The sequence below is a fragment of the Proteus sp. TSJ240517 genome, from assembly GCF_047921575.1.
Taxonomy (GTDB): Bacteria; Pseudomonadota; Gammaproteobacteria; order Enterobacterales; family Enterobacteriaceae; genus Proteus.
The window spans coordinates 63674-87210 of record NZ_JBLRMH010000007.1 but is presented as its reverse complement, the minus strand read 5'-3'; the positions used below and the strand labels follow the sequence as shown (position 1 = coordinate 87210).

The following is a 23537-nucleotide window of genomic DNA, read 5'->3' as shown; positions in this document are numbered from 1 at the left end:
GAATAAGTAGATAGAGAAAGTGGAAGGTCTTAAGATTCAGCTGTATGGAATTGATGTTGCGGTTATTGCTCATTATGTAAAAATATACTGACATTTAATCCCCATTTTGTCAGGATGCCAAAAGAAACTCGACCGACTTTCACATTAAGGCAGCTATCTGATCCTGATTATTTAAATAAGCCTCAAATTCGAACACAGAAAATCTCGCCTGTACTATCTAATTTGTTACCTGAAGGTGTATTAAGGGAATACACCGCGAATGCATTAAAATGCCACGTTGATAATGAGTTTGCTATTCTTGCTTATTTAGGTGCAAATTTACCAGGAGCCATTTTAGTAACTCCTATAAAAGCAGGTGGTGTGCCTGATTGGGCACTTGAGCATCGTTTATCGACAGAACCTCTACAAATCGATATTAAACATGTTGATAAAAAATTTTCATTAGCGGGAGTACAGGTTAAATTCTCTTCATCTTTCATTAAAGGTCGATACCATATTGATGAAGATACTTTACAAGATATGTGGATTATAAAAACACCGCCTACCATTCATAAAGGTGTTCCTGTTAATGAATATACTTGTATGAAATTAGCGGAAAGTGTCGGTGCTGATATCCCTGAAATAAGGCTTATTGAATTAAATCAGTTAAAAAACTTACCTGATATTCAATTACCAAATGAGCCATATGCCTATGGCATTAAACGTTTTGACCGTAGTGGAGAAGGGCGTATTCATACAGAAGATTTTGCTCAAGTATTCGGGTTATTTCCGTCAGATAAATATCAAAAAATTAATTATGAGCAAATAGGCAAAGTTATTTATGAAACAAGCTCGGAACGTTTAAAAGATATTCAGCAAATGGCTAGAAGATTACTCATTAATATTTTATTGGGTAATGGTGATGCTCATTTAAAAAACTGGACATTAATCTATCACAATCGTATTTCACCTCAGTTATCACCTTTATATGATGTTGTATTTACAGAACCCTATATCAAAGAGGATAAACTAGCTTTGAATATGGCCGGAACAAAGCACTGGTTTGATATATCAATGGGGCATTTTGAGCGTTGGGCTGAAAAAGCCGATTTACCTTGGGTCGCTATTAAGCCTCATTTACTTGATGTTGTTATAACAGCAAGAACGCAATGGCCTTCATTATTACAACAGCTTCCAATGCTTGATGAGCATAAAGAAAAATTATCATTACATTGGGCGCAGTTGCATGATGATTTTAAAATTGTATAAACATAAACGAGGAGAGAACGTTTTATCATCACCTCATAATTCCATTCTAGATAATGATGCTTCTAGTCTCATTTTTCCGTTCTCCCTCTTCTGGTTTTCTGTTTTACAAAAAAATTAAGTGTGATTATTGTACTTTTTTGGTGTTTAAGCCTGTTCAGTAAAGCGATTTATGATTAAAGTAAAATGAGTTTTCTATTATGGAGAGGATTTATGCTTTATATCTTTGATATGGGTAATGTGATTATTGATATCGATTTTAACCGAGTATTCGCAGTATGGAGTAAGCTGAGTGGTGTTCCATTAGCAAGCATAAAAAAGGATTTCACCGCCGGTGAAGTTTTTAAATTACATGAGCGCGGTAATATTACAGATATCGAATTTGCTGAAGAAATTAACTCAGAACTTGGCATGAGCTTAAGCTTTGAGCAATTCGCTGAAGGATGGCAGGCTATTTTTATCGCAGTAAGACCTGAAGTCATTGATATAATGAATAAATTAAGAGAGCAAGGACATCGGGTTGTGGTGTTATCAAATACTAATCGTTTACACCAAGATTACTGGCCAGAACACTATCCTGAAATCGCGGCTTCTGCTGATTTTCTCTACTTGTCGCAAGATCTTGGCATGAGAAAACCCGATCCTGAACTCTTTAAGTATGTTTTAGAATCTGAAGATGTTGAAGCACAAGATGCCGTTTTCTTTGATGATGTAAAAGCCAATGTTGATGCTGCTATTGCTGTGGGTATAAAGGGTGTACATGTCATTGATAAACAGACCATCATTGACTACTTCAAAGATTATGATTTTTCTCTCCCAGTAGAAGAATAATGCTATTGTAAGGATAACAATAGATTGAATTTGTTATCCTTTTTTATTGATTTATTTTGGAGAGAGCATGATCGCGTTAATTCAACGAGTGACACAGGCAAAAGTGGATATTGCAGGTGAAACTGTCGGCGCTATTAATCAAGGTTTATTGGTTTTATTAGGTGTAGAGAAAGACGACAACGAACAGAAAGCCAAAAGATTATGTGAGAAAGTATGCGGCTATCGTATATTTAGTGATGAAAACGACAAAATGAACCTAAATGTGCAACAAGCAGGTGGTAGTCTATTAGTTGTATCTCAATTCACACTTGCCGCGGAAACACAAAAAGGAATGCGTCCAGGGTTTTCGAACGGTGCGCCCCCAGAATTAGCGAAAAATCTCTATCACTACTTTATTGAACAATGTCAGCAACAAGGCTTAGAAACGCAAACAGGTCAATTTGCTGCTGATATGCAAATCACACTGACTAATGACGGCCCAGTCACCTTTTGGCTGCAAGTATAACGTCAAACGTACAGTCGTGTTAAAAGGAGCTCAGATATGTACCATTTACGGACCCCAAAGACAGAGGCAGAATTTGATGCCTATTATGCTTTTCGCTGGGAAATGCTTCGTAAACCTCTACATCAACCTGAAGGCTCTGAAAAAGACGGTTATGACACTCTTGCTCATCATCAAATGGTTGTTGATGAAACAGGACAACCCGTTGCGATTGGGCGACTCTATATTAATGCCGACAATGAAGGTGCTATTCGCTTTATGGCGGTGCGTACAGATGCACAAGGTAAAGGTTTAGGCACATTAGTGGCTATGGCGCTAGAGTCGCTTGCTCGCCAAGAAGGTATAAAACGGATCGTGTGTAGTGCACGAGAAGAGTCTGTAAGCTTCTTTGAAAAGTTAGGTTATGAAAATTGTGGTTTAGTGACAGGTCCTCAAACGACACCCATTAAGCACTTTTTTATGAAAAAAAGTATTGAGTCTTTGGATGATATTCTTCATCGACCAGATTGGTGTGCAGAATTACAAAAACAATGGCATCAACATATTCCTTTAAGTGAAAAAATGGGATTACGTATTACTCAATACACAGGAACCCGTTTTTATACCACTATCCCTGAAGCAGGAAATCAAAATCCTCATCACACTATTTTTGCAGGTAGCCAATTTTCACTCGCAACATTAACAGGTTGGGGATTGATTTGGCTATTAATGCAAGAACATAAGTTGCAAGGTGATATTGTGCTGGTGGATGCACATATTCGTTACCGCAAACCTGTATCAGGGCGTCCTGCTGCCGTTGCTGATATGGAAAATTTAAGTGGGGATTTAGGGCGACTAGCGAAGGGAAGCAAGGCACGTATTAAGTTGGACGTCGATATTTGTGGTGATGAAGGTGTCGGTGCTGTTTTTAGCGGCACTTATATTGTTTTACCTTCACAAAATAAGCAGTGCTAATTCAGCTATCTATCTTTAGAGTAACTTAAAGGGAAATCACTATTTTCTTTTGGGTTACCTTTTCTATTTTCTGCGTTTTTTATTAAAAAAACAGAGTATAAAAAATCTATTCTTGAATGCTGGTGTTATAGAGTTTCTATCGCTATCCAATTGATGTATATTTCGCAGTTTACGGAGGGAAGCATGGACACCAATTTATCTACTCGTCTTAATAAATATATCAGTGAAAGCGGGATCTGCTCACGTCGTGAGGCTGACCGTTATATTGAGCAAGGACTTGTCCTTATTAATGGCAAACGCGCTGGTATTGGCGATCAAGTATTTGCTGGCGATGAAGTCAAAGTCAATGGTCGATTGATTGAAGCACAGGATAACTCTGAGCTGGTTTTGATTGCGCTGAATAAGCCTGTGGGTATTGTGAGTACCACAGATGATGGCGAAAAAGATAATATTGTTGACTATGTTAACCACAGTACCCGTATTTTCCCAATTGGGCGTTTAGATAAAGATTCACAAGGATTGATTTTTCTGACCAACCACGGTGATTTAGTCAATAAAATCCTACGTGCAGGTAATGATCACGAAAAAGAGTACCTTGTGACAGTGAATAAGCCGATCACAGATGAATTTATTCATGGAATGGGTGCGGGTGTTCCTATCATGGGACAAAAAACCAAGAAATGTAAGGTCAAGAAAGAAGCGCCGATGGTGTTTCGTATTACCTTAGTTCAAGGATTAAATCGCCAAATTCGCCGTATGTGTGAATATTTTGGTTATGAAGTCACTAAGCTTGAACGCATTCGCATTATGAATGTAAGCTTATCGGGATTACCTGTTGGCGAATGGCGTGATCTGACCGATGATGAACTCATTACCTTATTTGAAGCGATTGAAAAATCGACTTCTGAAGCGTCACCAAAACCAAAGCAAAATAAGCCGAAAAAACAAATTAGTAGTAATGCGAAAGCATTGGGTATTCATATTCCTCAAACAAAAACCAAAGAAACGGAAAATAATTCCCGTAAGCGTTTTGTTCAGCCTGGTCGTAAAAAGAAAAAACGTTAATTTTATCTGTGAAAATGCGATAAAAAAAACACCTGAAAGGGTGTTTTTTTGTTTGTTCTATTTAAGACAAATTATTGCATCGATAAAATTAGTCTAAATTAAGCTCATTTAATTTATTTTGGCGACGTTCAAGTACGATCGCTGCAAGTTCTGCATCCATAACTCGCTCAATTAATACATCATAGTCTTCTTTAGAAAGGCAATAGAACAACGGAGTTTTATTGTCATCACACACAAGCAGTGTGCTGTTGTCTTCAAGTGCAGTTAAAGGAGATTGTTGAAACATATTTAAAGATATTTTTTCAGGGGAAAAATCTTCGTCAGACATGAAAACTCCACAATAAAGAAAAGGGCATTAGCGCATTGTAACGCTTTTTATAAAGGGAGCAATCCGTGCTCCTGCGAAAGATCAATATTATAGGTGATTAATTATCTCGCCATTTTGTATCACTGAGTTGAGTATTTGTTGTTCATCTTTACTTCCCGTTAATGTGCCATTAAGTGTTGATGCCACTGGGTTTGAACGTAAATCACCTTTCAATTTTAGTGTGAACTGGCCTATTTCATCAGAGTAGGTTGTTTTTAAACCTAATGTATAAGGCGTTGATAAAGGTACATTTAGACCATTAGCAATAAGTGAAAATTGGCGCTGTTGGTTAGATTGCACTAAACCTGCTGAACCTCGAACAATGCCATTACCAATAAATGCTGAATATTGCTCAACAATAGCGTTATCTTGTTGAGTGACAATTTTTAAATCAGGGCGACGTAATTCAATGCGATTTAACGTACCACTATCGGCATTTAATATGGCTGAACCTTGCCATAATCCCCATTCACCTTCTTTTGCAACCACTAAATTTCGCAGTTTTCCTGTTAAGTTGGTGAATTGGAATGGAAATTCTGGTGTGATATCAATCAAGATAGATTGATTGATAGATAACTGTTCGATAGTGATATTTTGAATATTACTCTTGTTATCTATTGGTTTAGCTAAAAAGTTGAGCCAATTTTCAGGTAGCGTATATAAAATGCCTGATAGTGTGGCGTCTTGGATAGTGATGGTTTTATTGTCTTTATTCCAATGACCAGCAAGCTTAATTAAGCCTTTTTCATAGCGTAGACTGAGGTTATCTAGATTAAGTTGATTGTTTTGCTGGTTGAGTTTTGCGATAAGATCAGTGAAGTGTTCATCTTGAAAAACAACGTCATTTGTATTGAGTTCACCAGTTGTAAATGAAAGAGCGTTATCCCAACTAAACTGAGAAAATTGCCCATCAAATCCACTGATTGCCCACTGTTTTCCTTCAGCAGTAAAATCAACAATATTGAGTGCTCTTATGCTAATACGGGGATATTCAGAGAGAGACTGAATTAATTCGTTAAAGGTTTGCGAGGATTGCCAGCGCAAGCCATTCATATAAACTTCATCAAATTTCCATTGATTATCTTGATATTGACCACTTAATGAAAGTGAACCACTGAGTAAGCGGGTGCCTAGTTTCTCTATTTGAATATTATCGGGTTGGTATTCACCGGAAATAATAAAGTTACTAAAATGATTGTTGTTTATTGAGCCTTCTGCAATCGAAAATTGGAAATGACCCGCACCAATAACATCATTTAATGTTGGTTTCCAAGGTGTAATACCACCTGTTATTTTGTCAGCATTAAACGTGATATCCACAGTATTGTTGCTCAATGCCATATTTTTAAATTGCAAAATATCAGCACTTAGTGGCATGGCTGGCGATTTACCAGTGAGCTTAATTGAACCGTTTTCTAAGGTGATTTTTTGTAGATGAGATGGTGTGGTAAAAAATTGCCAATTCAATCTAATTTGCGCTGATTTTGCCGATACTGTGGCTTTATCTTGTTTAGGATTAACGAGGAGATCATGAACAATGACTTGTTCGGGTTGCATAAGATCATGCTCAATACCTGAGAAGCGAATATCATAGTCAGTGTATTGTGTCAGCCATTCACTGGTTTTTTGTGCGCCCCACTGAGTCTGAATAAAAGCGTAAATTATAATAATAAATAAAATAACGATAAGTATCAGAGATACCAAACTTTTCATCAGCCAGCGCATAACCTTTCTCCTGTTTTATACTCCATCAAAACAGTATACAGTTATGCCTGAAAACTGAGCGATGCTCAAGTCATCATCGGATAAATCAAAGAGATTTTGCCTACTTATTAGTTATCTCGGATATCCTCGTGATCAAGCTTTGTGTATGTGGTGACGGCTTAGGTAATTTTTCTAAACACTTATTCACTTCTTTAAGTATTTCTATAACGGATTGAGAGTACTGGGTTTCTTCGACGGTTAATTTTCTTTGATGTAACTTATTACCGTAATTAATAAGTTGAGATATTAACTCATTAGGCTCGATATTTCCGGAGCGATAAACATCGTAGAGATTAGGTGTAGTACTGGATTGATTTTGTAAGTAATTAAATGAATATTGAAGGGCATCTGCTTTGTCTTTATTGGCAGGATTATTCAGGCATGGATTTATTAAAAACGTGTGTAAATCTATGTTGATATGCTTTAAGTTAAATTCAGCAACAGACTTATTTCCTAAATAAGCAAATTTATGGTCACTATTAAACAATGAAAGAATGGAATCTTTGAGATAAGTAAAAAATTGCCCAATAGTTTGTATATGAAAATCTTTAGTAGATGGGTGATTTTTTAAGTATTCAAGTGCAGTGTTTGTCATTGGGGTAAGAGGTATTGGCATCTTATTTTCCTTTGAATTTTAGTAAGAAGATGAATATTAATTACTGTAATTAAAAGGAAAAGGCTTTTATAAAAATGCCATTAGCCTAAAAGTAATAAATAAAACGCTATTTTTTATTATGAAGATAGCGCTTTATTATTATGTTGCTAATTAATGATTATTTTTCTGGTGGAAAAATAAGATTTAAAATAATGGCAGTTAAACCACCAGCAGCAATACCTGAGGACAGCAATGTTTTTAGCCAATCCGGTGCAAACTGCAAGATTTGAGGCTGCTGTGAAACGCCCAATCCTACTGCAAGTGAAATCGCAAGGATCATGATGGCTCGGCGGTTTAGTGCTTCTTTGGAAACAATACGTACACCAGATGCAGCTATCGTACCGAACATAACTAATGTGGCTCCACCTAATACGGGTTCAGGAATTCTTTGCACAAATTCTGCAACGAATGGAAATAAGCCTAAGATAACGAGCATTGCGGCAACAACATAACCTACATAGCGACTTGCAACGCCTGTTAATTGAATAACGCCATTATTTTGACCAAAACAAGAATTTGGGAAGGTATTGAAAAATGCCGAAACCATAGAGTTAATTCCATTAGCCAATACGCCCCCTTTAATACGTTTCATATACAAAGGACCACTAACGGGTTGCTCTGAAACATCTGAAGTTGCTGTAATATCCCCAATGGTTTCTAGTGATGTGATCATAAACACCAGCATTAAAGGAATAAGCAAATGCCAATCAAATGACAACCCATAATAAAAGGGTTCAGGAATAGTCATGAAAGGTGTTTCTTGATGTTCTGCTGGTGTGGGCAACATATCTAAAGCCCAAGCAAGAACATAACCCACAGCCATTGCAATGACCAAAGAAGCAACGCGTAAATAAGGATTTTTTTGTCGATTAAGTAAAATAATAACAATAAGTACAGAGCCTGCTAATAACAGGTTTTGTGGTGAACCGAAGGTATTATTTTCAATGGCTGCATAACCACCACCAATAGAGGTTAATCCAACTTGAATTAAAGAGAGACCGATTATCATCACTACGACACCTGAAACTAACGGTGTAATGATGCGTCTTGCTAAATGAAGGACGCGAGAAAGGACGATTTCGGTTAATGAGGCAACCATTAATGTACCAAAAAGTGCCGCCATCATTGTTGGAATATCCGCCCCTCCATTTTTTAGCGCTAATCCGCCCATAATCAAAGGTGCGACAAAATTAAAGCTAGTACCTTGAATTGATAACAATCCTGAACCTATCGGTCCCCATGCCCGAATTTGAATAAGAGAGGCAATGCCTGATGCAAATAAAGACATGCTGATAATGCGTTGAGTATCGTGTGCAGGTAATCCTAATGCTTGGCAAATGAGGATCGCAGGTGTGATAACCGCAACAAACATGGCTAAGAGATGTTGGCAAGCAGCAAAAAGTGTTTGTGGTAATGGCGGTTTCTCTTCTAAAGCAAAAAGAAGTTCGCTATTTTTTTTAATTGAAACGTCACTATTTTTAGGCAAATTTTGATTTTCTGAAGTAACCATGGTGTGAATTTCTTATTCGACAAAAACGGTATTTTAATGATCTGCGCCACAAAAGCAATCGTTTGCGTAAAAATGATGTTATCAAAATGCATAAGAGGTGCTCACATTTTTATATGTTTTAACTTGTGTTTGTCTCCGTTTTTTTTTCTAATCGGGGATACCTGCTTTTGGCGTTGTTTATGGATGAACTTAGCGTCGTAGTATTTTTATATAAAATTAACAAATAAGACGGGGTACATAAATGTATCATCTTGATGTTTATGGCACGCTGGTTGCGGCCACTTTGGTTCTCTTGATCGGACGTAAGTTAGTGAAATCTGTTCCTTTTTTAGAACGGTATACGATCCCAGAGCCCGTTGCAGGTGGGCTACTTGTTGCTGTTCTTCTATTAGCATTCAAATCTTTTATGGACTGGGAAGTGAGTTTTGACCTCTCATTAAAAGATCCATTAATGCTGGCATTCTTTGCAACAATTGGTTTAAACGCAAACCTCGCAAGCTTAAAAGCGGGAGGAAAAGCGCTTTTTATTTTCATCTTTGTTGTTGTTGGACTGTTGTTAGTACAAAACACAGTCGGTATTGCATTAGCAGAAATGTTAGGTCTTGATCCATTAATGGGATTACTTGCTGGCTCGATTACATTATCGGGTGGTCATGGTACAGGGGCTGCTTGGGGTAAAACCTTTGTTGAAAATTATGGTTTTATGAGCGCGTCTGAAGTGGCGATGGCTTGTGCTACTTTTGGTTTAGTGTTAGGTGGATTGATTGGTGGCCCAGTTGCACGCTACTTAATCAAAAATATCCCAACGCCAGGATTAGGTGCTGACGACCATGAAATGCCAACAGCGTTTGAGAAGCCGACAACAGGCCGAATGATCACTTCAATGGTTTTATTAGAAACTATTGCGATGATCTCTATCTGTTTAATGGCAGGTACGTTCCTTTCTCAACTGTTAGAAGGTACAGCATTCTCATTACCGACCTTTGTGTGCGTTCTGTTTATTGGTGTTATTTTAAGTAATAGCCTTTCAATGCTTGGGTTCTACCGTGTTTTTGATAGAGCGGTATCAGTCTTAGGTAACGTGAGTTTATCGTTATTCTTAGCGATGGCATTAATGAGCTTGAAATTATGGGAGCTTGCGTCACTGGCGATACCAATGCTGGTTATCCTTGGTGTTCAAGCAGGTGTAATGGCACTGTATGCCATTTTTGTAACTTTCCGTGTCATGGGAAAAAACTACGATGCCGCGATTTTAGCAGCAGGTCACTGTGGTTTTGGTTTAGGTGCTACACCAACGGCGATTGCAAATATGCAAGCTGTAACAGACCGTTTTGGACCGTCTCATCTTGCGTTCTTGGTCGTACCTATGGTCGGTGCATTCTTTATTGATATTGTGAATGCAATAGTGATTAAACTGTATCTGATGCTACCGTTTTTTACGCCTATAGTTGCAGGGTAGTTTGGTTGCTATAAATTAAAAGAGTTTCAAAAACGTTAAAGAGCACCTCAATGTTGAATATCGACATTGAGGTGTTTTTCTATGTGTATTTAACTTACGAATATTTCAAGATCAACCCAAAGCGAGATGAAACGCACGCTAAGCCATGCAAAAAAGTAACCTTAAGCTTGGCTATATTGTGTCTTGGCAGGCAGCCAGCGTTCGATTAAGGCTTGAGAATGCTTAGGGTAGTGTTGATGCAGGTAACGAGCGATACGTTGAACTTCAGGAACAAGTCCTTGGTCGCGTAACAAGTCAGCGACTTTAAATTGTGCATTACCCGTTTGCTTAGTGCCTAAAAGCTCACCAGGACCACGAATTTCGAGATCTTTTTGTGCAATCACAAAACCATCATTGCTATCTCTTAATACCTGCAATCGCAAACGTGCTGTTTGAGTGAGTGGTGTTTTATATAACAAGACACAATGAGAGGCGATAGCGCCTCGGCCTACACGTCCGCGTAATTGGTGTAACTGTGCGAGTCCCAGTCGTTCTGGGTTATCAATGATCATTAAACTTGCATTAGGTACGTCAACACCGACTTCAATCACTGTTGTCGCGACTAAAAGTTGAAGCTCATTTTCTTTAAATGCGGCCATTACAGCTTGTTTCTCTGCGGGTTTCATTCGCCCGTGTACCAATCCCACTTTGATTTCAGGGAGTGCAATTGTAAGCTCATCATAGATAACTTGAGCTGCTTGCGCTTCAAGAACATCAGAATCTTCAATTAAGGTACATACCCAATAGGCTTGTCGCTTTTCTTCTGTGCAAGACAGCCTGATGCGTTCAATAATGTCATTACGGCGAGTATCAGGGATAGCGACAGTAGTAACAGGTGTGCGCCCCGGCGGTAATTCGTCGATGATAGACGTGTCCATATCAGCGTAGGCTGTCATCGCTAATGTTCGAGGGATCGGCGTTGCTGTCATCACTAATTGATGGGGATGAAAGCCTTGCTCTTCGCCTTTTTTCCACAACGCGAGACGTTGATGTACGCCAAAGCGGTGTTGCTCATCAATAATCACTAAGGCTAGAGAGTGAAACTTAACTTGTTCTTGGAATATAGCATGCGTTCCAATAATGATGGAAACGTCACCATTAGCAATGGCATTTTGCTGTGTTTCACGCGCTTTTCCTTTCTGTTTTCCTGCTAACCAACCCACTTGAATACCAAAAGGCTCAAACCATTTTTTAAAGGTTAATGCGTGTTGCTCTGCCAACAATTCTGTTGGTGCCATTAAAGCCACTTGTTTGCCATTAGCAACAGCACGCAATGCACTTAGTGCTGCAACTAAAGTCTTACCTGAACCTACATCCCCTTGGATCAACCGCATCATCGGATAGTCTTTTTCTAAATCTATTTCTATTTCATGGACGACACGTTGTTGTGCATTCGTAGGGGTAAAGGGGAGTGATGATAGAAATTGTTGGCGTAACGTAGAGGTACTTGGCATAAACAATGGCTCTGCACGATAAGATTGTGCGCCAGCTCTTGCATTGAGCATACCTAGATTGTGGGCGAGTAATTCTTCAATAATTAGCCTTTTTTGCGCAGGGTGCTGTCCTTTCTCAAGCTCCGCAAAAGCGATATCAGGTGGAGGATTATGCAGAGTGCGTAATGCCGTGGCTAACGGAGGTAAACCATGAATAAATTGTTCGGGCAATAATTCGTTAATAGCACAGGTATCGAGTAATTCTAAGGCTTGCTCTATTAATTTGCGTAGTGATGTTTGGCGTAAGCCTTCTGTTGTTGAATAGATGGGCGTGAGCGTTTCTTGCAGTTTAACTTCCGAACCTGCAACTTTGATTTTGTATTCAGGGTGAATAATTTCTGGTCCACGGCTTCCCCGTTTAACTTCGCCATAAGCAGTGACTTGTTTACCTTGAGCAAGGTTATTTTTCATTGCGGCAGTAAAGTTAAAAAAGCGAAGGGTTAAAATGCCAGAGCCATCAGAAATTTGGCAGGTCATCATTTTTCGTCGACCAAAAGTGACTTCGGTTCTTAGAATTTCACCTGAAACAGTGGCCGGAATGCCGGGAAGCAGATCGCTGATAGCATAGAGGTGTGTTTGATCTTCATAACGCAAAGGAAGGTGGAGTAACAAATCCTCAATAGTCACAAGCCCTATTTTTGCCAGCTTGTCTGCCTGACTTGCACCTACGCCGTGAAGAGTGGTTAAGGGGATTGCATCAAGCAGTTTTCCTTTCATGGGATCAATACTCCGTCTTTTTTAATTTCCTAAGTTGTTTTTGCGTCATTTGCATTTCTGCCCACCATGACTCAGGTGCTTCAATCTCACCGTTACCATTAATATAAGGGCGAGGCAGTCCTTTTCGACGAGAAACTTCTGCCAATACTGGGTATCCGCCTTCAAAGAGAAGAATTTGTTGTTCTTCTTCCGTTAAGGTGCTTTCTGTTCGATTATACATACCCGCAGCCTGACGTTGGCGTTGTGCTTCATATAAAATTAGTGCACTGGCGACAGAAACATTTAGGGATTGTACCATTCCCATCATCGGCACAATAATATCTTGATCTGCAAGCGCGATAGCATCTTGTGAGATACCCGTTTTTTCTTGCCCCATAATAATACAAGTCGGGCGTGTGTAATCAATCTCACGGAAATCAACCGCTTTATCTGAGAGATGAGTCGCAAGAACTTGCATACCTTGGGTGCGAAAGGCGCTAACTGCATCTGTAATCGTAGGATGAGTTTCTACATTGACCCAACTGTTACTCCCAGCCGCAGGTGAAACTAACATCCGCATTTTTTCTTCAGGCCAAATAGCATGAATTTTAGGAATACCCACAGCATCAGCTGTTCTTATAACAGCAGCAACATTATGGGATTTATGCACTTCTTCAAGGCAAACGGTAAGATCAGGCTGCCGCATCGCCATCATTTGGCAGATGCGGGCATATCGAATTGAATTCATGACTAGTTTTTATTACGGCTAACGCGCAGAACGTCTGGCATGATGCGAAGTTTACGCATGATATTGGCTAATTGAATTCTGTCTTTCGCGGTTAAGCGAATAAAAGCACAATACACGCGACCATCTTTCTCTTCGGTATTCATACTTTGAATACTCGAGTTTGCATCATTAATAGCTGCGGTTAAGTTTGCTAAAGCGCCTTGGTGGTTAATCATATCAACTTTAATTTCAGTGATGAAATCACTGTTGATCTCTTTATCCCACTCGACAGGCATGAATTTTTCAGGCTCTTTTTGGTAACCACGTATATTACGACAAGATTCATGGTGAATAACCAAACCTTTACCTGGGCTAATATGTGCAATGATAGGATCACCCGGAATAGGGCGACAACATTTAGCGAAGGAGATCAATACACCATCAGCACCTTTAATTGGGAGTTTAGGTGTTTCATCATTAGATGTTTCTGTTGGTGCGTTCTCATCTTGATTTTGACTATCAATCAATAAATTACGCGCAACAACAACGCTCATAGTATTACCTAAACCAATTTCAGCCATTAAGTCGTCGATTGAATGAAGCTTCATACGCTTCAACTCGCGCTCAATATTTTCAGCTGAAATATCAGCAAGCTTGTGCTCACCTAATGCGTGATTGAGTAAACGACGACCTAAATTAATAGAGTCTTCACGTTTTAGGTTTTTTAGAAGTTGTCGGATTTTAGAGCGAGCTCTTGAACTGACGACAAAGTTTAGCCAAGCTGCATTCGGTCTTGCACCCGGAGCAGTAATAATTTCAACCGTTTGTCCAGTACGTAGCGATTGTGAAAGTGGATAAGGTTGTCTATCAACCCTAGCACCCACACAGGCATGACCGATATCTGTGTGTACGGCATAAGCAAAATCGACAGGGGTTGCACTTGTTGGTAATTCAACAATGCGACCTTCTGGCGTGAAAACGTAGATTTCATCAGGAAAGAGATCTGATTTTACGTTCTCAATAAATTCAAATGAGCTACCTGCGCTTTGTTGCAATTCAAGTAAACTTTGCATCCAGCGTTGGGCTCTAACTTGTGCAGTTGTGCCCGGTTGTTCACCTTGCTCTTTATAAGCCCAATGTGCTGCAACCCCCATTTCTGCCATTTGATCCATATCTTCAGTACGAATTTGTACTTCAACTGGCACTCCATGAGGGCCAATTAGTGAGGTATGAAGAGATTGATAGCCGTTGGCTTTTGGGATTGCAATATAGTCTTTAACTCGACCGGGACGAGGCTTATAAAGACTGTGCATTTGACCTAAAACGCGATAACAGGTATCGACTTCTTTCACGATAACGCGAAAGGCGTAAATATCCATGATCGAGTGAAAACGTTGCTCTTTTAACAACATTTTCCGATAGATAGAGTAAAGGTGTTTTTCGCGACCGTTAACTTTGCATTCGATATGCGCTTCTGTCAGGCGACCTTCAATTTCAGAGAGGATTTTATTAATCATCTCTTTACGGTTACCTCGAGCTGCTTTAACGACTTCTTTGATTACACGGTAGCGATTAGGATGTAGCGCCTCGAAACCCAGCTCTTCAAGCTCTGTTTTGATATGGTGTATACCTAAACGGTGTGCAAGAGGACTGTAAATTTCGAGTGTTTCTCGAGCAATACGGCGACGTTTATCTGGGCGTAATGATCCCAGTGTGCGCATATTGTGAGTTCGGTCTGCCAGCTTGATCAAAATGACGCGGATATCTTTTACCATCGCCATAATCATCTTACGGAAGTTTTCAGCCTGAGCCTCTTTTTTATCTCTAAACTTCAATTTATCAAGTTTAGAGACTCCTTCAACAAGATCGGCGACCGTACTACCAAAGAGGCTTTCGATATCTTGGAAGGTTGCAGGTGTATCTTCGATAACATCATGCAACAGCGCCGCCATCAGCGTTTGGTGGTCTAATCGCATATCTGCAAGAATACACGCAACCGCAACAGGGTGAGTAATATAAGGCTCACCACTTGAACGAGTTTGCCCCTCGTGGGCATTTCGGGCGACGATAAAGGCTTTTTTAAGTTGTTCGACTTGCTCCGATGGCAAGTATTTTTGAACGATTTGATTCAGGCTTTCAAACAGGTACAAGGCAGACCTACCCCTATTTTATAAAACGATTAACGACGACCTTCCGCAATCGCTGAAACAGCTTGTAATTCTGCTGCTTCTTGCTCTTGCTGCTCTTGACGTTCACGAGCATCAAGAATTTTACCGTTAATCAGGCCTTCTTCGATTTCACGTAGCGCGACAACAGTCATTTTATCATTTTCTTCTGGAACTAAAGGATCTTTAGCGCCAACTTGTAACTGACGCGCACGACGTGCTGCGACCAGAACGAGGTCAAAACGGTTACCAATTTTCTCTACAGCGTCTTGAACGGTTACGCGTGCCATATTTGTGTTACTCCACCATTAACGAAATGACTGGGCATAATACTGAAAGTTAACTCAGTCTGCCAATAATTTGCTGATTAAATCACCATGTCGTAGCGTTTGACGATCAAGGCGTAATTTTTCTGAACGAATAATTGATTGTAAATCAGCAAGCGCGGTATTGAAATCATCATTAATCAGCAAATAATCATACTCATTAAAATGTTCCATTTCCGATACAGCTTGTGACATACGTTTTGTAATCACTTCTTCGCTATCTTGCCCACGTCCACGAAGTCGGCGGTAAAGCTCTTCTTTTGACGGTGGCAGAATAAAAATACTGCGAGCTTCAGGCATCGCTTTACGCACTTGCTGTGCGCCTTGCCAGTCAATATCTAAAAAGACATCGACACCACTGGCTAAGATTTCTTTGATAACTTTGCCGGAAGTTCCGTAATAATTACCAAAAACACAAGCATGTTCGAGGAAATCCCCGCTGTCTATCATGCTTTTAAATTCTTCTTCAGTAACAAAGAAGTAATGTTCACCATGGCTCTCTCCCGGTCGCATTGGGCGGGTTGTATGAGAGACAGAAACCTGCGTGTCATATAAAGGCTGTGTTTTTAACAGCGCTTGAATAAGACTTGATTTACCCGCACCGCTTGGAGCGGAAACAATATAAAGTGTTCCTTGGATCATGATGACTTTCTGAATTTGACTGGAGAATTAAGTATAAATACATGTTTAGGGAGCAAATCCCCCATATAGTATACACATACAATGAATGACATACAGTGCCCATGTTTAATACAGGGCCATTTTTTTCTTATTACATTCTATTTTCTTAATATAGAAACAAGAGAAAAATTAAACTATGTCAATATTAACATACAATTAAAGGCTCAGTGATAGGAATTACCTTTTATCACAATAGCGAAAAGAGATTATATTTTGAGATACCCCACAGAATCAAAAAGAACCGCTGTCGTTAAAACAGCGATTCGTTAATCTTGATTCTCGTAATTAAAGACAGGTAAGCCCAATTTATAACGAATAGCGAGAAGTCGAGCTGTTAACCCAGCAATTAGGGTAATGATGATAATGACGTCTCTTGGTAACGGTGTATAAAACAGTAATCCCATATAAAGCCACGCAGCACCAAAAGCGATACCGGCATAAATCTCTTTTTGGAAAACCAGAGGAATGGTATTACAAAGCATATCTCTTAATACACCACCAAAAGCACCCGTAATCACCGCAGCAATAGCAGCAATAATTGGGCCATAGTCCATATCGAGTGCGATTTGTGCGCCGATAATAGAGAAAACCATTAGGCCAATGGCATCTAAGATAAGAAAGAGTCGCTGTAAGTGTTTCATCATAGGTGCAACCCACATGGTGATAACAGCAGCACATGCAACAGTGACGATATATTCGGGGTGTTTTACCCAACCCAGCGGGTAATGGCCGAGTAGAATGTCTCTGACAGATCCACCACCAATGGCAGTTGCAGAGGCGATAATAATTACGCCAAAAACATCCATTTTACGACGACCAGCAGCGAGTGCACCCGTCATGGCTTCTGCTGTAATACCAATAATATAGAGAACACTAAGTAACATGATTTTCTAATTTTCTGACTATTTAGTGAGGATAGAATAATTACCTTGCGAAAAAGTCTCGACTGAATTTTTTTAGTGCCAGGTAAAATTAATTAGTTTTTATAATGTGGAAATTTATTTCCCGATAAGGATAAATATGTCTTTTCAGGAACACCAGATTACGTTTGATAGCCGTCACCATCAGCTAACTAATATAAATGTTTGGACGCCAGATAGCCAGTGGTTAGTCTATGATGTACGTCCCAATGGGGGATCTTTTACAGGTCTAACCATAGAAAAAATTCATGCGAAAACAAAACAGCAACAGATCATTTACACAGCAACACAAGGGGCACATGCAGGGGTTGCGACAGTAAGCCCAACAGAGCCCGTACGTTATGCCTTTATTCATGGGCCAGAAAATCCAGATAATGAATGGCATTATGACTTCCATCATCGTCGTGGTGTGATTGTTGATGAGTCAGAAAATAATCGTGCATTTAATATTGATGCGTGTTCATTGACTTCACCTTATCAAGCGGGTGCATTGCGTGGCGGTACGCATGTTCATGTTTTTAGCCCTGATGGCACTCGTTTAAGTTTTACTTACAATGATCATATTATGCATGAACTTGGTAGTGAATATGATCAACGTAATGTAGCTGTCGCTGTGCCTCTCAAAGCGGTTAACGTCATTAAGAAACACCCTCGTGAATATGATGGTGAATACTTCTGTACAGTGATAAGCCAAACCGTGGCGCATCCACAAAAGGGAAGCGACGAAATTAATAAAGCTTATGAAGAGTGTTGGATTGGTACTCAAGGTTATACAAAAGCGGATGGTTCACAACAACGTTGGGCTATTGCATTTATCGGCGATACCGTGAGTGAAAATGGTGATAAAGTTTCTGATATTTTCTTAGTGGATTTACCCGATGATAATCATGCTTTTAGTATTGAAGGTGATAAACCACTAGCAGGAACCGACACAACAATGCCAGCAGTGGCTAAAGATATTTACCAAGTTCGCCTAACAAATACCGCAAATAGAAAATATGCAGGTGTTTTAAATCAGCCTCGTCACTGGTTAAGAAGCTCGCCGCAAGGCGATGCGATTGCTTTTTTAATGAAAGATGATAACGGTATTGTGCAGTTATATACTGTTTCGCCAAGTACCAAGGAAGTGAAACAAATCACCTCACAACCATGGGATATTCAGTCTGCCTTTACGTGGAATAGTAACGGACAATATCTCACTTTTATTTGTGATAATCGCGTGATGCTATGTAATGCGAAAACGGGTGAGTTAACTCGATTAACAGAAAAAACAGCACAAGCACCGAGTAGTGATGCTGTCGTATTCTCTCCAAATGACCAATATATTGCATTTATGCGTGATGTTGATGGTTATCGTCAGATATTTACAGTAGAGACTGGGTTGTAAAACTTTACAATATATTGAGAAGGTATCTTAAATAATAAGATACCTTCGTATTTAATAAAAAACTAATAATTTAAACATGAATTAAAATATTTATTTGTTTTGATTTATTTTATTGTTTTTCCTATTTTTATTTGTTGTGCTAAGTTAATAAACTTTAGTGAGATAATAACTAGTAATATTTAAAAGTAATTTATTATTAATGGAATGATATATAAAATGGAATTGAATTTATGCTGGTGGAATATGGGATTATCTCCACCAATAAGATCAAGTAAGAAAATAAATATAGAAGATATTGGATTAGCAAAACAATACCTTGGAAAAATGATAAAAAAAAGAGCACTGGATATAGTTGCACTTTGTGAGATTTCTAAAAAAGAAAACCTAGATTTTAAACAATTAGCTTGTGAATTAAATATGGAATACATTGATTTATCAGGAAGAATAGGGCGTATATTTATTGATATATCTATAATGTATAAGATGAGTAAATTAGAGTTTATCTCAAGTAAATTTTTAACTAAGCTTCAACCTGATAATAGAACAATAAGAGTAGGTGTAAGTGTTGTATTTAAAGAGATTGAAAATCAAAAAATAATCACATTCTTTTTATCTCACTGGCCATCAGTACTTAGTGCTGATGATAAAATCAGGCGTATAGCCGCCCAAGAGTTGAGGAATAGTATTGATAAGCTATTTGAAAACCAAGGAAAAGATGCTCAAATTATTTGTATGGGAGATTATAATACAGAGCCTTATTCTGATTCGATGATTAATACATTATATGCAACGAGAGATTACCACATAATAAAAAAGAAAAGAGAGTTATTATTTAATCCATTTTGGTATCTTTTGTCTGATAAGAAAACAAATAATTTAGGTACGTATTATTATAATTCAGCTTCAATGAGTCGATGGTATGTTTTTGATCAAATGATCTTCTCTTCATCATTTTTATATGGAAAAGAAGATTGTTTTAAGTTAGATCTCGAGCAGATTGATTTTTATCGGATACTCAATGATGACAATCACTGCCTTGATGATATTTTCTTTAAAAAGTTTGATCATTATCCAATATTTTGTAGGATTTCACATGAACGATGAAAATAATTTTTTTGAAAAGATAAAGGCTTCATTGGATAGAGCATCATCTATCATTGATATAAAAAAACAAATAGAAAATAAAATAAGCATAGTTATCGAAAAACTAGAAATGATCACTAATAATAAAATTAAAATATTATTTAAAGATAATCATCATTATTGCCCTAAATTTATTAATAGTGAAAGGCTTATTTATATCGATAAAGTAAATGTAAGTGATGAGTCTGGATTTATACTATTTGGTTATAGTTTTAGTAAAATTAATGGTTTTCCTATTGAAATAGAAACTGAAATGGAATCTTTTCATGCGGAAGATATCGATGATTTATTACATATTATTGTGAATATCATTGATAGAGAATCGATAAGAATTATGGAGCTTGTTCATCATCCGCTCAAAGATAACTCAAGTAAAAATAATGATATTTGATAAAAAAACCGGCATTGTTTTCACAATGCCGGTTTACACTTTCTGAGCTTTACAACTTATTGTAAAACAGAAATATCTGCGACTTTTAAGAACAGTTCACGCAATTGACTTAACATGGTTAAACGGTTGATACGAACAGCCTCGTCTTCATCCATTACCATGACTTTATCAAAGAAGTTATTGACCACATCACGTAATGAGGCCAGTTCAACTAATGCTTCTTGATATTGGCGTTCTGCAAATAAAGGTGCCAATTTATCTTGTAATACAGAAAGATTAGCCGCTAATTGAACTTCTTCTGGTGCTTTTAAGACGGAAGCTAAAACGGTGTCATTTAGTTTTACATCAGCTGATTTAGCTAAGATATTGGAAACCCGTTTATTGGCTTCTGCTAATGCAGAGGCTTCCTCTAATGTGCGGAAATAAGTTACTGCTTTAACGCGAGCATTGAAGTCAGCTGGCTGTGTTGGACGACGTGCCAATACAGCTTGAATAGTGTCAATGCTGTAACCCAGTTCTTGATACCAAGAACGGAAACGACCTAACATAAATTCGACCACATCACTGACCACATTTTTATTAGTCAGTTTGTCACCGTAAAGGCGAACCGCTTCTTGAGTCAGCTCTTCAATATCTAACGGTAAATCTTGCTCAACGATAATACGTAAAACACCCAGTGATGCACGACGTAGAGCAAATGGGTCTTTATCCCCTTTAGGATGTTGACCAATACCGAAAATACCCGCAAGTGTATCCATCTTCTCTGCAATAGCGAGGGCGCTAGCAACAGGATTAGAAGGTAATTCATCACCCGCGAAACGAGGCTGATATTGTTCTTTCAATGCAACTGCGACTTCTTCGGCTTCACCATCATGACGCGCATAATGCATACCCATAACACCTTGGGTATCTGTGAATTCGAACACCATATTGGTCATTAAGTCACATTTTGACAGTAAACCTGCACGGGTTGCTTTATTAACATCAGCACCCATTTTGCCCGCAATAAAGCCAGCTAATGCTTGAATACGGTCAGTTTTATCACGCAGTGTGCCTAAATCTTTTTGGAATAATACGGTTTCAAGGCGTGGTAAGTTATCTTCTAAACGTTGTTTACGGTCAGTTTTAAAGAAGAACTCGGCATCAGCTAAGCGAGGACGTACCACTTTTTCGTTACCGCTAATGATCTGCTGTGGATCAGAAGATTCAATATTAGTGACGAAAATAAAGTTTGGTAATAATCCACCTTGTTTGTCATAAACAGGGAAGTATTTTTGGTCACCTTTCATGGTATAAACCAGTGCTTCAGCAGGAACTTCAAGGAATTTTTCCTCAAATTTTGCTGTTAACACAACCGGCCATTCAACCAATGAAGTGACTTCTTCGACTAAGCTATCGCTTAAATCTGCAATACCGCCAAGTTTTTCAGCCGCAAGGCGAGCATCATGAAGAATAATTGATTTACGCGTTTCGTAATCAGCAATCACTTTTCCGCGCTCATACAGAATTTCAGGATATTGATCCGCATTATCAATAGTGAATTCAGCTTCACCCATAAAGCGGTGACCACGAATAACGCGATCGCTTTGGATACCTAAAATTTCACCATCAATAACAGTATCACCTAATAATAAGGTGACAGTATGAACAGGGCGTACAAAGTGAGTTTCTTTATCGCCCCAGCGCATTAATTTTGGAATTGGTAATTTTGATAATGCATTGCTTACCATGCCAATCAGTAATTGGTTAACCGCTTCACCTTTTACTTCTGCACGATAAAATAACCATTCGCCTTTATCTGTTGATAAGCGCTCTGCTTGATCAACAGTAATGCCATTACCTCTTGCCCAACCTTCAGCTGCTTTTGTTGGTTTACCATCAGCATCAAATGCTTGAGCAATCGCAGGACCACGTTTTTCAATGGTTCTATCTGCTTGTGATTTTGCTATATTGGCCACTTTAATGGCTAAACGGCGAGGAGCTGCAAACCAAGATACATCACCATGAGTGATATTTGCGTTATCCAGTTCAGCAGTAAAATTAGCAGCAAAAGATTCGGCTAAAGAACGAAGCGCTTTCGGCGGTAATTCTTCTGTGCCGATTTCCACGAGGAAAGTCTCAGTTGTCATGATAGCCTCTTACTTTTTACACATAGGGAAACCAAGCGCTTCACGAGAAGCATAATATGCTTCAGCAACTGCCTTGGTTAAAGTACGGATACGTAAAATATAACGCTGGCGCTCTGTCACAGAGATAGCTTTACGTGCATCCAATAGGTTAAAGGTGTGTCCTGCTTTTAAAATACGTTCATAGGCAGGTAAAGGCAGAGGTTTTTCTAACTCTAACAACTCACGAGCTTCTTTTTCATATTGCTCAAAGCAAGAGAACAGGAAGTCTACGTCTGCGTATTCAAAGTTATAGGTTGATTGCTCAACTTCGTTTTGATGATAGATATCACCATAGGTGGTTTTACCTAATGGGCCATCACACCAAACTAAGTCATAAACGCTATCAACACCTTGAATATACATGGCAAGACGTTCTAAACCGTAAGTGATTTCACCCGTAACAGGTTTGCACTCTAATCCACCAACTTGTTGGAAATAGGTAAACTGCGTCACTTCCATGCCGTTGAGCCAAACTTCCCAGCCTAAGCCCCAAGCACCTAAAGTTGGGTTTTCCCAGTTATCTTCAACAAAACGAATATCATGAATTGTTGGGTCTAAACCTAATTCTCTTAATGAGCCAAGATAAAGTTCCTGAATATTATCAGGTGATGGCTTAATGATAACTTGGAATTGGTAATAGTGCTGTAAGCGGTTAGGGTTTTCACCGTAACGTCCATCTGTTGGACGACGAGAAGGCTGTACATAAGCCGCAGCGATAGGCTCTGGACCTAATGCTCGTAAACAAGTCATTGGGTGCGATGTGCCTGCGCCCACTTCCATATCTAATGGTTGGACAATGGTACAGCCCTGGCGAGCCCAGTAATCCTGCAGTGTCAGGATAAGACCTTGAAAGGTTTTGGTATCAAACTTTTGCATGTTATATCCGCATGGCGATACATAGAATAAAAAGAAAGGTTTCAGTATACCTTCTAGACGAAAGATATACAGCAAGGAATGCGGGCAATTTTCCCTCGATCAAAAAAATAATCCCTTAATTGAGTTTATGACTATGCTCAAAGAATTAGATTGAATTTTTTTTCACCTATTTA

At 38.8% G+C, this 23537-nt stretch carries 21 protein-coding genes; 9 read left to right on the top strand and 12 right to left on the bottom strand.

The features are described from left to right. The first annotated feature begins 114 nt into the window (after positions 1-114). From ACNARN_RS12710 to rluF, 5 genes are all read left to right on the top strand, one after another. Complete coding sequence (locus ACNARN_RS12710) at positions 115-1248, top strand: type II toxin-antitoxin system HipA family toxin (RefSeq protein ID WP_311747435.1); 1134 nt, start codon at positions 115-117, stop codon at positions 1246-1248. 210 nt (positions 1249-1458) lie between these two features. Then, positions 1459-2076 carry a glucose-1-phosphatase gene (yihX, locus tag ACNARN_RS12705; RefSeq protein WP_109373676.1) on the top strand — a complete coding sequence of 206 codons (618 nt, stop codon included), beginning with the start codon at positions 1459-1461 and terminating at the stop codon, positions 2074-2076. 67 nt (positions 2077-2143) lie between these two features. After that, entirely contained in the window at positions 2144-2581 is a 438-nt protein-coding gene (gene dtd / locus ACNARN_RS12700; protein WP_072064855.1) for a D-aminoacyl-tRNA deacylase, read from the top strand. A 36-nt stretch (positions 2582-2617) separates the two neighbouring features. Then, on the top strand, positions 2618-3532 hold the full coding sequence (fabY, locus tag ACNARN_RS12695; protein WP_100159682.1) for a fatty acid biosynthesis protein FabY: 915 nt from the start codon (positions 2618-2620) through the stop codon (positions 3530-3532). A gap of 183 nt (positions 3533-3715) precedes the next feature. Then, positions 3716-4597, top strand: a complete 882-nt coding sequence (gene rluF / locus ACNARN_RS12690; RefSeq protein ID WP_416304526.1) for a 23S rRNA pseudouridine(2604) synthase RluF — start codon at positions 3716-3718, stop codon at positions 4595-4597. An 88-nt stretch (positions 4598-4685) separates the two neighbouring features. On the opposite strand, the gene ACNARN_RS12685 is transcribed toward rluF, so the two are convergent. The 4 genes from ACNARN_RS12685 to ACNARN_RS12670 form a co-directional block, all read right to left on the bottom strand. Next, on the bottom strand, positions 4686-4925 hold the full coding sequence (locus tag ACNARN_RS12685; RefSeq protein WP_198620076.1) for a hypothetical protein: 240 nt from the start codon (positions 4923-4925) through the stop codon (positions 4686-4688). An 87-nt stretch (positions 4926-5012) separates the two neighbouring features. Continuing rightward, complete coding sequence (locus ACNARN_RS12680) at positions 5013-6689, bottom strand: AsmA family protein (protein WP_198626302.1); 1677 nt, start codon at positions 6687-6689, stop codon at positions 5013-5015. 100 nt (positions 6690-6789) lie between these two features. Next, a complete protein-coding gene (locus ACNARN_RS12675) occupies positions 6790-7344 on the bottom strand; it encodes a hypothetical protein (protein ID WP_198620074.1) in 555 nt (184 codons plus the stop codon). 157 nt (positions 7345-7501) lie between these two features. Beyond that, entirely contained in the window at positions 7502-8893 is a 1392-nt protein-coding gene (locus ACNARN_RS12670; RefSeq protein ID WP_198620073.1) for a uracil-xanthine permease family protein, read from the bottom strand. Between the two features lie 241 nt (positions 8894-9134). Here ACNARN_RS12670 and gltS point away from each other — a divergent pair, with 241 nt between their 5' ends. Further along, positions 9135-10352 (top strand): sodium/glutamate symporter, encoded by a 1218-nt coding sequence (gene gltS, locus ACNARN_RS12665; RefSeq protein WP_109374336.1) that lies wholly within the window; start codon positions 9135-9137, stop codon positions 10350-10352. A gap of 161 nt (positions 10353-10513) precedes the next feature. On the opposite strand, the gene recG is transcribed toward gltS, so the two are convergent. The 6 genes from recG to ACNARN_RS12635 all read right to left on the bottom strand — a co-directional run bounded on the left by recG (position 10514) and on the right by ACNARN_RS12635 (position 17363). After that, entirely contained in the window at positions 10514-12601 is a 2088-nt protein-coding gene (gene recG / locus ACNARN_RS12660) for an ATP-dependent DNA helicase RecG (RefSeq protein WP_416304525.1), read from the bottom strand. Between the two features lie 4 nt (positions 12602-12605). Next, on the bottom strand, positions 12606-13328 hold the full coding sequence (trmH, locus tag ACNARN_RS12655; protein WP_198626304.1) for a tRNA (guanosine(18)-2'-O)-methyltransferase TrmH: 723 nt from the start codon (positions 13326-13328) through the stop codon (positions 12606-12608). Between the two features lie 2 nt (positions 13329-13330). Next, a complete protein-coding gene (spoT, locus tag ACNARN_RS12650; RefSeq protein WP_196534064.1) occupies positions 13331-15457 on the bottom strand; it encodes a bifunctional GTP diphosphokinase/guanosine-3',5'-bis pyrophosphate 3'-pyrophosphohydrolase in 2127 nt (708 codons plus the stop codon). A gap of 29 nt (positions 15458-15486) precedes the next feature. Continuing rightward, entirely contained in the window at positions 15487-15762 is a 276-nt protein-coding gene (gene rpoZ / locus ACNARN_RS12645; protein ID WP_006534607.1) for a DNA-directed RNA polymerase subunit omega, read from the bottom strand. A gap of 54 nt (positions 15763-15816) precedes the next feature. Continuing rightward, the gene (gene gmk, locus ACNARN_RS12640) at positions 15817-16440 is read right to left on the bottom strand and encodes a guanylate kinase (RefSeq protein WP_006534608.1); all 624 of its coding nucleotides are present in this window, start codon (positions 16438-16440) and stop codon (positions 15817-15819) included. A gap of 305 nt (positions 16441-16745) precedes the next feature. Continuing rightward, the gene (locus tag ACNARN_RS12635) at positions 16746-17363 is read right to left on the bottom strand and encodes a trimeric intracellular cation channel family protein (RefSeq protein ID WP_088494339.1); all 618 of its coding nucleotides are present in this window, start codon (positions 17361-17363) and stop codon (positions 16746-16748) included. A 136-nt stretch (positions 17364-17499) separates the two neighbouring features. On the opposite strand from ACNARN_RS12635, the gene ACNARN_RS12630 reads away from it, so the two are divergent. The 3 genes from ACNARN_RS12630 (at position 17500) to ACNARN_RS12620 (ending at position 20320) form a co-directional block, all read left to right on the top strand. Next, the gene (locus tag ACNARN_RS12630; protein ID WP_416304524.1) at positions 17500-18786 is read left to right on the top strand and encodes a DUF3748 domain-containing protein; all 1287 of its coding nucleotides are present in this window, start codon (positions 17500-17502) and stop codon (positions 18784-18786) included. Positions 18787-19002: 216 nt separating this feature from the next. Continuing rightward, positions 19003-19890, top strand: coding sequence for an endonuclease/exonuclease/phosphatase family protein (locus ACNARN_RS12625; protein WP_198620069.1), 888 nt, complete (start codon positions 19003-19005; stop codon positions 19888-19890). Beyond that, complete coding sequence (locus tag ACNARN_RS12620; protein ID WP_198620068.1) at positions 19880-20320, top strand: hypothetical protein; 441 nt, start codon at positions 19880-19882, stop codon at positions 20318-20320. Before ACNARN_RS12625 ends, ACNARN_RS12620 begins: the two co-directional genes overlap by 11 nt. Before the next feature lie 56 nt (positions 20321-20376). Here ACNARN_RS12620 and glyS read toward each other — a convergent pair whose 3' ends face one another. Both glyS and glyQ read right to left on the bottom strand, forming a co-directional pair. Beyond that, positions 20377-22449, bottom strand: a complete 2073-nt coding sequence (gene glyS / locus ACNARN_RS12615) for a glycine--tRNA ligase subunit beta (protein WP_416304523.1) — start codon at positions 22447-22449, stop codon at positions 20377-20379. 9 nt (positions 22450-22458) lie between these two features. Further along, entirely contained in the window at positions 22459-23364 is a 906-nt protein-coding gene (glyQ, locus tag ACNARN_RS12610; RefSeq protein ID WP_004246832.1) for a glycine--tRNA ligase subunit alpha, read from the bottom strand. Between the last annotated feature and the right edge of the window lie 173 nt (positions 23365-23537).